Raw genomic sequence first — 14446 nt, forward strand, 5'->3', positions numbered from 1 at the left:
TCTTAGGTTGAATGATAACTTGGAGAAGTGACGGATAGGGCGAGATATAATAAGAAGAGGAGCACTTACCAAAATAGGCAAGTGCTCCTCTTCTTATTTATAAATTTGCTTTATTTAGACCAATTGGACTCTTTCTCGTCTTCATCTGTATAATCAGACATGGTCAGTGGTTCCTTGGGAACAACGGCCACTTTGTAGAACCGATTCTTGTCTTTTTCCAGCAAAACAAAGATTAGATTCTCGAACTCATATTCTTCCTGTTCGTTCATCTCGGGACGATGGCTGTAGAGCCATCCACCAATGGTGTCCCACTCATCTGCATCCAGGCTGGACATAAACATGTCGTTCACCTTCGATAAGGAAACCTTGCCGTCCATAATGACATAGTTCTCATTGATGACTTGAATATCTTCCACTTCGTCTGCGTCGAACTCGTCGCGAATCTCACCAACAATCTGCTCAAGCACATCCTCGATGGTTACAATTCCGGAAGTTCCTCCATATTCGTCGACAAGTACGGCGATATGTACGCCATCCTTCTGCATTTTCTTGAGCAAGTCCTTCACAGGAGTTGTTTCGTGAACAGCCGATACAGGCTGAATCAGGGAGGATAGATCAACAGGTTCATCGTTTCCGTATAGTTCCAGGAAGAATTGTTTCGTATTAATGATACCGATGATATCGTCTTTACTCTCATTCACTACTGGAAAACGTGTATATTGTTCTTCACGAATGATCTCCAGGTTTTCCTCGTTTGTTCTATTCACATAAAGGCAGACCATATCGGTCCGGGGTACCATGATTTCTTTGGCTAACATCTCATCAAAAGCAAAGATCCGGCTTACATAACCGAATTCGGCTTGGTTGATTTTACCACTTTCAAAGCTTTCATTAATAATGATCTGCAACTCTTCTTCGGAGTGTGCATCTTCATGTTCAGAAGCAGGTTTGATTCCGAACAGTTTCACCAGTTGGTTCGCTGAGCCGTTTAACAGCCAGATAAAAGGATACATAATTCGGTTAAACCAGATGATAGGTGTAGACGTCAGCAGTGCAACAGTTTCGGCTTTCCGGATTGCAATCGTTTTTGGAGCGAGTTCACCAACCACAACATGCAGATACGTGATGGAAGCAAACGCGATAACAAACGATAAGAATGAAGAAACCGCCTCAGGAATTTGCAAGCTTTCGAACACAGGGTGGAGAATCTTCTCTACCGTTGGTTCACCCAGCCAGCCCAGTCCCAGGGATGTGATCGTGATTCCAAGCTGGCAGGCAGACAAATATCCGTCCAGATTGGCAACGGCTTGTTTAACAGCCAGCGCACGCTTGTTTCCTTCTGCAATCATTTGGTCGATCCGGCTCGGTCGAACCCGCACCAGAGCGAATTCCACTGCAACAAAAAACGCCGAAAGTCCTATCAAAAAAGCAACCATTACTAAATTTAACGCATACCTCTCACTTTCCATTCACTGCTCTTCTCCTTTAGGTAATAAGTTTTTAACGATTATTATATCTAATTTTACGTAAGAAGACCACCTCCAGACAAAGAAATGAGGAAGAGTCTGGAAGGTGGAATGAGCAAATTGGCGTCACAATGCGAATCTGCTCCATGATTAAACTGATATGTAGAAGGTAACACAGTCAGAATATACAATGAACAAAGTAGAAATTTGAATTTCCAGAATCAAGTATTCCGTCTGCTTATGTAAAGTTTTATCTAAAGCAAACGTTACGAATAGGGGGTACATTGGGTATCTATGATTAGCTGTATACATAATCGTCAAAGATGTGTAGGTGAGAGAAAGGCAAGGTCATGAAGATTGCCACTTGAGGAGGAAGCCGAATGTTCTGGCTGGTCATTATATTACTCGTATTTATTTTCCAGGCAGCCACAATTCTTTTGCTGGAATTTCGTAATCCGGCTAAAGCTGTGGCTTGGCTGTTTATTTTGTTCTGCGTGCCTTTGATCGGTTTTGTAGTGTACTATTTCGTGGCGCAGGATTATAACAAACGAAAAAAACTCCGCAAGGGTGGATCGCGCATCTTCCGTGAAATGAAGGATACGATCTGGGAACAAGCCCACATCATTGGAGATGTCGAACAGATGCCTGGCGATCGTTTCAGCCATCAGCATCGATTGTTTAACCTGTTATCCCATCTGTCGGAGAGCCCGATTACAGGTTGTAACCACAGTACGGTGCTCACAAATGGTGAAGAGGCGTTTGCGGCAATGCTGAGGGAAATGGAAAAAGCCAAGCACCATCTGCATGTGGAATTTTACATTTTCCGTGATGATGTGATCAGTACGAAGTTTCAGGATGTCATGATTCGCAAGGCGCAAGCGGGCGTGAAGGTTCGGTTTATCTGCGACGGTCTCGGCAGCCACAAGATGAAAGGAAGCTTTATCCGTAAACTTCAGGATGCAGGTGTGGAGTTTCATTATTTTCTCCCACCGCTGATCGCTACGATTGACCGCAGAGTAAACTACCGGAATCACCGCAAAATTGTTGTGGTGGATGGAAAGGTTGGTTTTGTGGGCGGTATTAACGTAGGTGATGATTATCTTGGACAATATCCTGAGGTGGGTTTCTGGCGGGATACACATGTGCAGATTGAGGGAGACGCCGTGTACTTTCTGCAAAGTACGTTTCTTAACGACTGGAAATTGGCTGCTGGTGAGCGAATTACCGAACCCCAGCTTGCAGGATTATTTCCTCCCCATATTTGTAGTGGAGAAGAGCGAATTCAGATACTGGCTAGTGGGCCGGATCAGGACTGGGATGCCATTCAGGAAATGTGTTTTGGGGCCATTTCGGTAGCCTGTGACCGGATTTACATTACCACACCTTATTTTATTCCTGATCCTGCCCTGTATGAGGCACTCAAAACAGCTGCTGTCAGTGGGGTCGATGTGAAAATTATCATTCCTTATCAATCCGACTCCAAGCTTGTTCATCTGGCGTCACTTTCATACGTGGAGGAGCTGCTGCGAGCAGGTGTGCAGTTCTTCCAATATCGCAAAGGTTTTGTACATGCCAAAGTGATGATTGTGGATGATTTGCTCGCTACAGTCGGAACAGCCAACATGGACATGCGTAGTTTTTTCTGTAATTTCGAGTTGACTGCGGTAATGTTTGAGACCTCCCCGATTGGTCGTTTGGTTGCTGACTTTGAACGTGACCTCAATGAATGCAGTCAGATCGATGTGCGGGTATTTCAGAAGCGTTCACGGTGGCAAAAAGGCGCAGAAATGCTTTCTCGGATGCTTTCTCCGCTTCTTTAGCCGATTTAGGGCAGATTTCTGAAGATAAGTTCACTTTTTGTGAATTTATCTTCTTTTTGCTAAGTATTTTGCGCAAATTTGATCTTTTATGATATAATAGATATATAAATCATGTCTTGGCGAAGGAGGGGAGTCTGCGGGAAAACAGGCTCCCTTTTGCTCTCTTTTGAAAGTGCAAACCGGGATGAATAACATTTTGAATCCATTTTATATCGCCTTTAGATGCTTGCGCTGTATAGCCAGGGTACATATAGAACGCAGTTTGCTGTTCTCCATATGTAGATTCACCCTGAGTATTTAAATGATTTATAAAATGGATTCACACACTGATTTAACGGGGGGGATACCATGTCCAATGTAACGGTGAAAGAACTAACAGCCAAGCAAGCTGACCGCGGGGTCAAAAGCTCGGTGTTTACATTAAAGCTGCTGCAACGTATTGTGATGATTCTGATCGGTGCTGCACTAATGGCTGTATCGCTTGAAGTGTTTCTCGTACCGAATGGTGTTATTGATGGTGGGATTACGGGGATTTCAATTATGGTGTCAGAACTTACACATCTGCCACTCGGAGTATTCTTGACCTTGCTCAACTTGCCTTTCCTGATTCTGGGTTACAAGCAGATTGGTAAAACATTTGCGTTATCCACATTGCTGGGGATCGTGGTCATGTCCATCGGGACATCATTATTGCACCATGTGCCTGCATTAACACCAGGGGAGCCTTTGCTCGGAGCTGTATTTGGCGGATTGATCCTGGGTGTGGGTGTTGGACTTGTCATTCGGTCTGGCGGTTCACTGGATGGTACGGAGATTGTGGCGATCTTGCTTAGTGAGAAGTCACCTTTATCTGTAGGACAGATCGTATTGTTCATTAACGTGTTTATTTTCGCAGGTGCAGGATTTGTATTCGGCTGGCCGAATGCCCTGTATTCCATGATTGCATATTATATTGCGATGAAGATGATTGATATTGTGAATGAAGGACTTGACCAGTCCAAATCGGTATGGATCATTAGTGAGAAATATCGTGATATCGGTTCAGCCCTGACAGACCGTCTTGGTCGTGGTGTAACTTTCCTGGATGGAGAGGGCGGATTCAGCGGGGACGAGAAAAAGATCATTTTTGTCGTGATTACCCGTTTGGAAGAAGCGAAGCTGAAGACCATCGTTGAAGATTGGGACCCGCAAGCCTTTGTGGCTATCGGTAACATTCATGACGTGAAGGGCGGACGTTTCAAGAAAAAAGGTATCCATTAGCGATTGATATATACATGAATGATAATAGCCGACACCCTTGTGATGAGGGAGTCGGCTATTTTTTCTTCAAATGTTTGAGAATGAGCTCTACCGGTTGGGGTTCAACAGCTGCGATTAAATCACCGGTTTGGTTCAAGCGTTCAATAATGTTCATCAGATGGTAATCCTGGATGGAGACGTTACTTCTAACCTCATCCCAGGTAAGGGGTGTAGAGACAGTGGCGCCAGATTTGGCACGTGGTGTATAGGGAGCGGCAAGGGTCTTGCCTCCATAATGCTGGAGATAGTCAAAATAAATGCGGTCTCCACGGTCCTTTTTGAGTCGTTCCAGTGTGAACAGATCCGGGTGCTTCTGAGTGACATATTTGCCTACAAAATAACCAACCTCTCTCAATTCATCAAAGGTTACCCCTTGCACAATGGGAACGATGATTTGAACTCCTGTTGCGCCCGAAGTTTTGGGAATGGACCTCAGACCAAGGGAAGTCAGGGTTTCGCCAACGATGAGTGCAGCTTGCATGATCCGCGGTTCATGTTCCTGAGAGGGGTCTAGATCAATCATCCATTCACAGGGCAGATGGTTTCCCACAGCATGCAGAGAAGGATGAAATTCAAGTGCGGCCAGATTGCCAAGCCATAACAATTCGGGAAGTCCATTCATGACCACATAGCGGATGCCGTCGTGAACTTCAGTCCGCACATAATCTGGTACAGGCTCAGGAGCATTCTTTTGATAGAAAAATGTCCCTCCAGCGCCGTGGGGATATCTTATCGTGGTGAGAAGTCGATTGCTCGTATACGTGAGCAGATAAGGAGCCAGGGCAGCCAACTTTTGCAGATAGATGGCTTTGGTGACACCCGCATCCGGCCACAATAGCTTGTCCGGGTTCGTGACCGTCAGCTCTGTGCCTTCTATTATGATGGTTCCCTGGATCTTGGGGGCCATACGGAACACCTCCTATACATAATCAATCTTGGACTGACTCATTGAAGAAGCTGGTTCGCCAGACAATCCTCACGGGTTACATCCGCGAAGGTCTGAATACTGGGATGGCGTAGAGTGTTATGATGAGTCAGCTCCATATACTGCACTTTGACTCCTATTCGCGGTTCCACCCAGGTGGTCTCTGCACTGCGCTCAGGTACATTATGGAACGGTCTGTCCTGCCTGATCAGAGGCTCGACTTGATGTGTGAGTTCCCGCCACGTATTGGAGTTCAATTTGCCAGTCCCGACATGACCAATATAGACAAAGTTAGGCCCATCATATACACCGACCGCGACGGCATTCACAATACCGCTCCGGTACGTGACTCCCCCAATCATGGCATATACATCATGCATGATTTTGACCTTCTGCCAGCGCTGGTCCTTGCCCTGTATGCCATAACTGCTGGTGAGATCCTTGCAGACGATGCCTTCCATCTGATGTTGTCTCATGACCGTAAGCAAAGAAGCGGCATCAAGCGTATTGGTGACCTCCTGAACATGGGGAGCGGTGTTAAGGACCTCGTGCAACAGGCGCTGTCGATCTGCCAAAGGCTGATCCGTCACCCATTTTCCCTCATAGAACAGGATATCAAATACCATATATGTGACCGGAATCTGATGTATGGCTTGCGCGATACCTTCGGGTCTGCTCATCCGATCCCGCCGAAGAACGTGATAAAACGAAGGTTTTCCGGTGTCCGGGTCCAGCGCAATAACTTCTCCATCCAAGATATAGGAGGAGCCTGAACATAAATTGCGTGGTGTTACCAACTCGGGATACTGTGCGGTTCGATCATGTAATCTGCGATTCACCAGGCGCAGCGCATGCCCGTCCTCATAGGCAAGCATGCGGACTCCATCCCACTTGACCTGGGCGATCCATTGCGGTCCTGTGGGCAAGGTATCCCTGGAGATGGGTTCGAACGGAATCAACGGGTTGAACATGGGGGACTCCTTCCTCGCCCTAACCAATTAGCGCAGGTTAATTCGGAATTTAGTTATATTTTTTGAAAGCGGGACTTCATATGATGTACCAGAATGAGCAGTAACGGAAGTGCTATGCCACAGGTCAGATCCCAATCAATCCAATAGGGAATAACGACTTTGAGATAAAAGTTCTCGTTCGGAGAGATTAGAATGGACATGGCGAGAATAAGCATGGAACCCGGCAGGATCAGAGAACGGTGACTGGACAAGCGAAACAGATGAGCGACGCCCAGGACAAAACCGTAGAAGAACAGAGCGGCTTTGAAGAAAACAGCGATAATCCAGACCGATGTCATGAAGGCTTCGATGCGTTGCAAAAAGTTTCCGATATTGATCTTCTGTGAAAGGTTAAACGAGGCGAACCAGTGATGCTGGGTCATCCATGGTCCCATGACGAGCAGACACATACTCAACGTCAGTGTGAGTAACAATCCACCAATCATCCCTGCTAACAGAATGTCCTTCTCCAGATGGGGTTCATTTTTCGTGTACGGAAAGAGCATCATGAAGATGCACAACTCGCAGTAGGGATATGTGAGTACAGCAACAAAACCTTTGAATGGATCAAGAAACCCTTGTGCCAGCACAGGTTGGATGTTAGCCAAATGTACATGGGGGATTAGAAACACCGTCAGAATAAGCAGGAACAACACGATCAGAGGAAGAAAGACCTCAGCAGTTTTACCAATGCTCTCCAGACCCGACAGAAGCCCCCAGACAAGCGAACACATAAAAACCAAATGCAGAATTAGTAATGGAGATTCCGGCAAGATCTGGGTAGACATAAAATCGCCAATCTCCCTAATGAACGTTGAGGTACTGATCAGGAAATAAAAGAGATAAAAAGAGCCAAACAAGGTCCCGATCCAGGGTCCCAGTGTTCGAAGGGCATTTTGAATCAGATTTAACCGGGGATGCAGTTTGTAGGCAACAAGCATAATGAAGAGTATGCCAAGGCCCCCTGCGACACCCAATAAGGCTGATAACCAGGCATCCTGATGAGCGTAGGATGTGATCATGGAAGGGAAGACCAGAATCTGCTCCCCAATTGTACACAGGAACAGGAGTGAAGCGAGCTGTCTAACAGTCAAACGTCCCTTTTCGATCATGAGGTATCTCCTTAACATATCTTGTCTATTTATTGGTTAGAATGCACCAATTGTGCCAGTTTTATAAAAGCCAACTCAAAAAGCCCGTGCAGCCGATCTCTCTGAGATGAAGAGAAATCAGTTACCTGGGCTTAATAAAATGAGGTTAAGCAAACATATTGTAACGCCTAAACAAAATCAGTTCGCAGTTGTCAGACGTATACGAATATTTTGTGGGTCTACCGTAAACCAGGTACCTTCCACTTGTGTAACGACTGCACCGGATTGACGCAATTGTTCAAGTGCCTGATCCAATTGTTCCTGTGTGGCGTACACAATGGTGAAGTAGTCAATTCCTGTAGCGTTATCTGGATTAACAGGTGCGTTCACTCCCGCCCAGATATTAAGTCCCAGATGATGATGATAGCCACCTGCGGATACAAATAGTGCTGACATGTTGGCGAAGTTACCCACGATATCAAAACCGAGTATGCCGGTGTAATAGTTGCGTGCTTCTTCCAGGCTGCGGACGTGGAAATGTACATGACCAATAACGGTGCCAGCAGGCAGACCCTGCCAAGGTTCATTCTCCGAGATGGCAAACAGGCTTTCCACATCAACAGGATCACTTGCCATCACGTAGTTATTGTCACTATCCCGTTTCCAGGTATCACGTGCACGGTCCGCATAGATCTCAATCCCGTTCTGATCGGGATCGGAGATATAGAAGGCTTCGCTGACCAAGTGATCGCCTTGGCCGATATCGATGCCGGATGCAGCCAGATTACGAAGAGCAAGACCCAGGGACTTGCGGTCAGGCAGCAGGATGGCGAAATGATACAAGCCAGCGTGTGAGCGTTCCGGCAGGGTAATTCCATCCGTGAGCTCTTCCAATCGCAGCAGGGACTGTTTACCGTCGGCTGTCAACGTGGCCAATTTGTCACTACGCTCCAGTAATTTCAATCCAACCACTTCGGTATAGAACTTAATTGAACGGTTCAGGTTCATGATTCGCAGACTCACTTCACCCAGATGGGTTGTGGCAGGGATTTGATACGTTGTATTCATGATTGTTTCCTCCTGATAATAGATAATATGGGTGCTCGTTTAATTGTGTATATGCGTTGAAAACGGATAATTTAATTGCATATTGTTGAAGCAGAATTACAGCGTGACTGTATATTCATAAATAAGTTACTTTTCATAAGTTAATATAAAATATAAATCAGCTTTCGTCAATCGTATTTTACGATTAAAACTGGAGTTTTATTGACAAGAACTGCTTCAATAGTTCTGTAAAACAAAAAAATCCGACTGTGAAGCCGGATCGGAATAAACATCATTACAGGGGTTATAAAACGGAATCGTTCTTGCCTGAGCGACATTCAAACTTTTGGTTTGGGTGTAGCCTTTTTTCTTTTGGCTGGTGCAGCAGGTGTATCGGATTCTCCTCCAGCAACCGCTTGAGCAGGCGTTTTGCGCGGTGCGCGTTTCTTAGGCTTGGCCGTTGTTGTCCCAGGGTCAGCCGGAATAGGCTTCACGGCCTCGATACTTGCCTGCAAGGCAGCCATTAAATCCATCACATTAGCTTCAGGTTTGGCTGGAGCAATCTTGATTTCTTCGCCCGCCACTTTGTGTTGGATTAGATCCAGCAGTTTGCTGCGATAGTCATCGGTGTATTTACCGGGTTCAAAAGGCGTGGACAGTTGGTCAATCAGCAGCTTCGCCATCGTGAGTTCCTTTTCATTCACTTTCTGTACTTCTGGCAGGTTGGGCACCTGGGAGACAGGACGAATCTCGTCCGGATAGAAAATCGTCTCCATCGACAGGCAATCTTCCAGCACACGTATGGCAGCCAGACTGCTCTTCGAGCGAATGGAGATTTTGGCGATGCCAATTTTGCCGGTATCCCGCATCGCGTTCATCAACAGCTGGTAAGCATTTCCTCCAGCCTGATCGGGCGATAGGTAATATGTTTTCTGAAAATAGATCGGATCAATCTCAGTCAAGTCGACAAAATCCAGTATGGTAATGGTTTTGCTGGTGGAATCATTCAACGCTTCCAATTCATCTTTCTCGAAGAGAACAAACTTTCCTTTTTCATATTCATAGCCTTTGGTGATCTCTTCCCACTTCACGTCCACTTCACAGGATGGACATTGACGAACATAAGCGAGCGGGCTACCGCAGACTTTATGGATATAACGCATCGAGATGTCTTTGTCTTCGGTAGCCGAGAACATTTTGACAGGGACATGCACAAGGCCAAAACTGATTGCACCTTTCCAGACGGTATGCATAGATCGGCTCCTTTCAAAAGGTTGTTCAAAAATTCCATCTTCTCGGTACTGAAAACCGGACTTTTTGAACACGGATTTATATTTAATAGTATGGGCATCTGGCGCGAGGGATAATCGTCTTGTAGACGAACGAATTCGTATGGTTCGGCGAGACTCGGGGATGATAACAGAAACATGTTTGGATTCCGACAGGAAGATGAGCATGGGATTAGGTAGTTATTCTCGCAGCACATATGCCGGGAGGTGCAATATTGAAGAATAGACGTGATGAGGAAGAAGCACACAAGCATGCATTTTCTCCGTATCCTCTTGCCAAAGCCGAGAGTGCTGAAGAATTCTATACACCTGCTACAGCTGTAAACTGGGAAGCGGTCACTTCGGAAGAATTGCCCCTTGATCGGGAGTCGTTCATGCTCGACATTGACCGGATGGTGAATGAAGGGTTAGGCGGGGGACAGGTTACGGAAGATAACGGTTATATTGGTGAAAGTACAACAGATAGCATGGTTCGTGAATCACATGATGATCCGGAAGGGGAGTATGAATAAGATGATGGATGCAAAGCGCGCCAAAGCGATCTATGATTCGAAGGATACCATTGCCGTTACGCTGGAGGGCGATCCAGTCTGGATCGAGAATGTGGATGAAGCCAATGACATGGCGACCGTTCAGATTGGCAGCAGACCGGGAAATACCCAGACGGTTCGTGTGGATCGTTTGGAGGAGTAGATACAAGTAGCATATCGTTATTGAGGGATTCGAGAATGAATAAAAGCTGAAATATATGCATAACACGGCCGGTACCGAGAGGTGCCGGTTTTTTGGTTTTTCCTAATAGGGGCCTGAAACTTCAAAGGAAGCGAGTTTTGAGACACGTCCAATCATGCATGTTATATTTCCGCTTGCCTCCTTGGATGTTGCGGGGGAAGAAAGGGACCGATATAATAAGGTTCAAAGTGAACTCAGGCGGCTGGACCGCCAAAGGTGGGGCGAATATTGAATCAGACGCACGAGCAGTGGGTGTATCAATCCCATGGCATTGCAGATACAGAAGCACTCGCTTCCGCACTCGCCAGACAGGCAAACGCCGGCATGGTGGTTGCTTTGGATGGTGATCTGGGCGCGGGGAAAACGGCATTTTCACAGAAATTTGCCTGGCATTTGGGTGTACGTGATGTGGTAAGCAGTCCCACATTCACGCTAATCAAGGAGTACGAAGGGCGTCTGCCTTTATATCACATGGATGTATATCGCATATCGCTGGAAGAAGCGGATGAGCTTGGACTTGATGAATATTTCTATGGAGCCGGAGTCAGTCTGGTGGAGTGGTCGAGTATCATTCCCGAATTGCTGCCGCAAGAGCACTTGCATGTGCAGATTGAAACAACGGGCCTGGAGGATCGAACGATTACACTGGATGGGTACGGCGAGACTTATGCAGCCATGTGCCGACAGTTCAGACAGAATGGGGTCAAATGATGATGGAAGACTTACAAAAAGAGCCGCGTCAGCGGTTTTTGGCGTTGGATACGTCCACCGCAGTGATGGCAGCTGCGATGATGGAAGGTCATGCGCTTCTGGAAGAACGCAATGAACGAGCTGAGCGCAACCATTCGGTACACGTCGTACCGGTGATGGAGCAGCTGCTGGCCGCCAGCAACACACAGCCTGGCCAACTGGACGGCATTGCCGTTGGCGTTGGCCCAGGCTCGTACACGGGCATCCGCATTGCGGTGACCGCGGCGAAGACACTGGCCTGGGCGTGGGACATCCCCGTAGCCGGGGTGTCCAGCCTTCAGGCCCTCGCTTGGGGCGGCTGGCACAGCGGCCTCGCCGCCAAGGCGGAAGCTGCGGCAGAGGATGCCGCAGCAGGGCCTGGCGGAACGCCATCCGCGGACAGGGGCAGCACAGGTGCTGCCCCTGTCCACTGGATCGTTCCGCTTGTGGATGCACGGCGCGGTCAAGCCTGCACCGCGCTGTTTGCCTCCGCCGGGAGCGATGCGCCCCGGCGTCTGGCGCCTGATGCCATCCGCAAGATGGACGGATGGCTGGAAGCCCTCGCCGCCCGCATGGCGGAGGCGGCGCCGGAAGAGCGGCCCGCAGCCGTCTGGATCGTCGGCGAGACGGGCCCACATGCTGCGGCAGCGGCGGAGCTTCGCTGCCCCGCAGGAACGGCGCTCCAGCTCGTACCTTATGAGCTGGAAGGCCGCTGGGTTGGGCGCCTTGGCGCCGCCGCGCTGCTTGCAGGTCAGCGTGATGACGTGCATGCGCTGGTGCCGAACTACACCCAGCTGTCTGAAGCGGAAGCCAATCTGCTGCGCAAAGGCTGAAGGGGGGAGGGGAAGCAGATGGACAATGTGGCGAATAATAAGCAGGAAGCAACGCTTCAGTTTAGGTTCATGACACTCGCGGATATTCCCGATGTGATGGAGATTGAATATGAGGCCTTTACCCTGCCCTGGACGGAAGAAGCATTTCAAAATGAATTGACACACAATCAATTTGCTAAATATATGGTGATGGAATTAGAAGGCAAGGCCATTGGCTATGCAGGTATGTGGACGATCATGGATGAAGCTCATATTACCAATATTGCAGTCAGAGGCGCGTATCGTGGACGCAAGCTTGGCGAAAAGTTACTGGATGAATTAATGAGTACAGCGGCTTATCTCGGGATGGAACGAATGACGCTGGAGGTCAGAGTCTCGAACAGCATTGCTCAGCGTTTATATCAGAAAAAAGGGTTTGAATCGGCGGGTCTTCGTAAAGGATATTACTCCGATAATGGGGAAGATGCGATGATTATGTGGGCGAACTTGCCGTCTGCAGGCCGGAGCGGCGAAGAGGAAGGAAGCGTACTGGATTCATGAACGAACTTAATGAAAAAATAAATTCTGCACCATCCTACATTTTGGCGGTGGAGACAAGCTGTGATGAAACATCGGTAGCAGTAGTCAAAGATGGACGGGAAGTGCTGTCCAATCTGATCTCAAGTCAGATCGAGACGCATAAGGCATTTGGTGGTGTTGTACCTGAAGTGGCTTCACGCAAACACGTTGAAGTCATTACGTTGATGCTGGAACAGGCGATCGAACAGTCAGGCATTCGTCCACGTGATCTAAGTGCAATTGCTGTAACACAGGGACCTGGGCTGGTCGGAGCACTGCTGGTGGGTATCGTTGCGGCCAAAACGATGGCGATGGCACTGGGCAAACCGCTCATTGGCACACATCATATTGCCGGGCATATCTATGCCAACCGACTTACTCATGAACTGCAATATCCGGCTATGGCACTGGTCGTATCCGGTGGACATACAGAACTCGTGCATATGGAATCCGAGGGCAAGTTCAAACTGATTGGTCGTACACGTGATGATGCCGTAGGCGAAGCGTATGACAAAGTAGCACGTGCATTGGGCTGTCCTTATCCGGGTGGCCCGCATGTGGACCGGATGGCATCTGAAGCGGAGGATGTAGTGCCATTACCACGGGTATGGCTGGAAGCAGGTTCGTACGATTTCAGTCTCAGTGGCCTGAAGTCTGCTGTACTGAATGTGCTCAATCAGGCTAAAATGCGCGGAGAAACCTTGGAGCCGTCTGCGGTTGCACGTGGTTTCCAGGAAGCTGTTGTTGAAGTGTTGGTGGAGAAAGCCGTTAGAGCAGTTCGTGAGTATGGTTCGCGTCAACTGTTATTATGCGGTGGTGTTGCAGCAAACCGGGGATTGCGCTCAGCATTACAGGAGCGTTGCACGAAGGAAGGGCTTGAACTGTTAATCCCGCCAATGGAATATTGTACGGATAACGCTGCCATGATTGGAGCGGCTGCGTATCTGAAATGGCAGCGGGGAGAAATTGCTGAATTTGATGCCAAAGCAGACCCTGGACTTTCTCTGGAGGAATGGTCTGTTCAATCCGTATAGGCAGGCAGTTTGAGATTAAGAGTTGACAGCAGGGATGTAAAGAATGTATATTTAGTTACAAATTTAAACAGGAATTCAGATTCCTGAACTGATAAACGCGATGAACAGGAATAGTAAGGTCATTCCCGGTCTTAGAGAGCTGCGGTATGGTGCAACGCAGTCGAAGGAAACCTGAAACTCACCTGGAAGCGGAACGATGGAACACGGTGACTCCCCGGGAGAATCCGAAGGCCGATCATGGCCCAAAGTACATGGTTACGGGTTGCCTCCGTGAATGGGCCGTTGTTGGTAGGACCGTTATTATAAGGATCAACTGACGATAACTGAGGGGGCTTTCAGGCTGCTTCAAGTGATCCGGATATGCGAAAGCATTCAGGGGTTGTCTTGAATGAACAGGAAGGAAGTCAACAAGAGTGGTACCGCGAAGGTGAACAGCCTGTCGTCTCTTGCATTATTGCATGAGGTGGCAGGCTTTTTTTGATTTTCAAAATAAGGATGAATGAAGTTAGGTCATATTATAAATGTGATGAACGGGAGCAGTAGAACGATAAAGCGCTCAGAGAGCTGCGGGGTGGTGCGACGCAGTGGCTGGAATCATTCGAATCTCGCCCGG

14 protein-coding genes and 1 other annotated feature (1 of these 15 running past the window's edge) are annotated in these 14446 nt (G+C 47.9%); of the genes, 8 read left to right on the plus strand and 6 right to left on the minus strand.

Features of this window, described 5'->3' with window-relative positions; translation table 11 throughout:
* Positions 1-110: 110 nt before the first annotated feature.
* Entirely contained in the window at positions 111-1469 is a 1359-nt protein-coding gene (locus tag J2Z28_RS22250) for a hemolysin family protein (protein WP_076209623.1), read from the minus strand.
* A 377-nt stretch (positions 1470-1846) separates the two neighbouring features.
* Between J2Z28_RS22250 and cls the strand changes: the two genes are divergently transcribed.
* Positions 1847-3286 (plus strand): cardiolipin synthase, encoded by a 1440-nt coding sequence (cls, locus tag J2Z28_RS22255; protein ID WP_211084331.1) that lies wholly within the window; start codon positions 1847-1849, stop codon positions 3284-3286.
* 348 nt (positions 3287-3634) lie between these two features.
* On the plus strand, positions 3635-4546 hold the full coding sequence (locus J2Z28_RS22260; RefSeq protein WP_036668942.1) for a YitT family protein: 912 nt from the start codon (positions 3635-3637) through the stop codon (positions 4544-4546).
* 55 nt (positions 4547-4601) lie between these two features.
* On the opposite strand, the gene ligD is transcribed toward J2Z28_RS22260, so the two are convergent.
* The 5 genes from ligD to ku all read right to left on the minus strand — a co-directional run bounded on the left by ligD (position 4602) and on the right by ku (position 9911).
* Positions 4602-5492 (minus strand): non-homologous end-joining DNA ligase, encoded by an 891-nt coding sequence (gene ligD / locus J2Z28_RS22265; protein ID WP_211084332.1) that lies wholly within the window; start codon positions 5490-5492, stop codon positions 4602-4604.
* A 38-nt stretch (positions 5493-5530) separates the two neighbouring features.
* The gene (locus tag J2Z28_RS22270; protein ID WP_211084333.1) at positions 5531-6481 is read right to left on the minus strand and encodes an ATP-dependent DNA ligase; all 951 of its coding nucleotides are present in this window, start codon (positions 6479-6481) and stop codon (positions 5531-5533) included.
* Between the two features lie 53 nt (positions 6482-6534).
* The gene (locus J2Z28_RS22275) at positions 6535-7632 is read right to left on the minus strand and encodes a GerAB/ArcD/ProY family transporter (RefSeq protein WP_211084334.1); all 1098 of its coding nucleotides are present in this window, start codon (positions 7630-7632) and stop codon (positions 6535-6537) included.
* A gap of 177 nt (positions 7633-7809) precedes the next feature.
* Positions 7810-8679: a VOC family protein gene (locus J2Z28_RS22280; RefSeq protein ID WP_211084335.1), complete on the minus strand. Its 870-nt coding sequence runs from the start codon at positions 8677-8679 to the stop codon at positions 7810-7812.
* A gap of 317 nt (positions 8680-8996) precedes the next feature.
* Positions 8997-9911, minus strand: coding sequence for a non-homologous end joining protein Ku (ku, locus tag J2Z28_RS22285; protein WP_211084336.1), 915 nt, complete (start codon positions 9909-9911; stop codon positions 8997-8999).
* Positions 9912-10162: 251 nt separating this feature from the next.
* On the opposite strand from ku, the gene J2Z28_RS22290 reads away from it, so the two are divergent.
* From J2Z28_RS22290 to tsaD, 6 genes are all read left to right on the plus strand, one after another.
* On the plus strand, positions 10163-10459 hold the full coding sequence (locus tag J2Z28_RS22290) for a hypothetical protein (RefSeq protein ID WP_076209630.1): 297 nt from the start codon (positions 10163-10165) through the stop codon (positions 10457-10459).
* A 4-nt stretch (positions 10460-10463) separates the two neighbouring features.
* A complete protein-coding gene (locus J2Z28_RS22295) occupies positions 10464-10640 on the plus strand; it encodes an H-type small acid-soluble spore protein (protein WP_211084368.1) in 177 nt (58 codons plus the stop codon).
* 267 nt (positions 10641-10907) lie between these two features.
* Positions 10908-11390, plus strand: coding sequence for a tRNA (adenosine(37)-N6)-threonylcarbamoyltransferase complex ATPase subunit type 1 TsaE (gene tsaE / locus J2Z28_RS22300; protein WP_211084337.1), 483 nt, complete (start codon positions 10908-10910; stop codon positions 11388-11390).
* A 2-nt stretch (positions 11391-11392) separates the two neighbouring features.
* Positions 11393-12241 (plus strand): tRNA (adenosine(37)-N6)-threonylcarbamoyltransferase complex dimerization subunit type 1 TsaB, encoded by an 849-nt coding sequence (gene tsaB, locus J2Z28_RS22305; RefSeq protein ID WP_415841490.1) that lies wholly within the window; start codon positions 11393-11395, stop codon positions 12239-12241.
* Positions 12242-12259: 18 nt separating this feature from the next.
* Positions 12260-12781, plus strand: coding sequence for a ribosomal protein S18-alanine N-acetyltransferase (gene rimI / locus J2Z28_RS22310; protein WP_211084339.1), 522 nt, complete (start codon positions 12260-12262; stop codon positions 12779-12781).
* Positions 12778-13833, plus strand: a complete 1056-nt coding sequence (gene tsaD / locus J2Z28_RS22315) for a tRNA (adenosine(37)-N6)-threonylcarbamoyltransferase complex transferase subunit TsaD (protein ID WP_017690086.1) — start codon at positions 12778-12780, stop codon at positions 13831-13833. The genes rimI and tsaD overlap by 4 nt, the downstream gene beginning before the upstream one ends.
* A gap of 517 nt (positions 13834-14350) precedes the next feature.
* Positions 14351-14446: a binding site (T-box leader), on the plus strand; it runs 241 nt beyond the window's last position.

The sequence above is a fragment of the Paenibacillus xylanexedens genome, assembly GCF_017874615.1.
GTDB classification, from domain to species: Bacteria; Bacillota; Bacilli; order Paenibacillales; family Paenibacillaceae; genus Paenibacillus; species Paenibacillus xylanexedens.

Coding starts and splice junctions, on each gene's coding strand:
- J2Z28_RS22250 (WP_076209623.1), bottom strand. CDS start 1,469: ATGGAAAGTGAGAGGTATGCGTTAAATTTAGTAATGGTTGCTTTTTTG.
- cls (WP_211084331.1), top strand. CDS start 1,847: ATGTTCTGGCTGGTCATTATATTACTCGTATTTATTTTCCAGGCAGCC.
- J2Z28_RS22260 (WP_036668942.1), top strand. CDS start 3,635: ATGTCCAATGTAACGGTGAAAGAACTAACAGCCAAGCAAGCTGACCGC.
- ligD (WP_211084332.1), bottom strand. CDS start 5,492: ATGGCCCCCAAGATCCAGGGAACCATCATAATAGAAGGCACAGAGCTG.
- J2Z28_RS22270 (WP_211084333.1), bottom strand. CDS start 6,481: ATGTTCAACCCGTTGATTCCGTTCGAACCCATCTCCAGGGATACCTTG.
- J2Z28_RS22275 (WP_211084334.1), bottom strand. CDS start 7,632: ATGATCGAAAAGGGACGTTTGACTGTTAGACAGCTCGCTTCACTCCTG.
- J2Z28_RS22280 (WP_211084335.1), bottom strand. CDS start 8,679: ATGAATACAACGTATCAAATCCCTGCCACAACCCATCTGGGTGAAGTG.
- ku (WP_211084336.1), bottom strand. CDS start 9,911: ATGCATACCGTCTGGAAAGGTGCAATCAGTTTTGGCCTTGTGCATGTC.
- J2Z28_RS22295 (WP_211084368.1), top strand. CDS start 10,464: ATGGATGCAAAGCGCGCCAAAGCGATCTATGATTCGAAGGATACCATT.
- tsaB (WP_415841490.1), top strand. CDS start 11,393: ATGGAAGACTTACAAAAAGAGCCGCGTCAGCGGTTTTTGGCGTTGGAT.
- rimI (WP_211084339.1), top strand. CDS start 12,260: ATGGACAATGTGGCGAATAATAAGCAGGAAGCAACGCTTCAGTTTAGG.
- tsaD (WP_017690086.1), top strand. CDS start 12,778: ATGAACGAACTTAATGAAAAAATAAATTCTGCACCATCCTACATTTTG.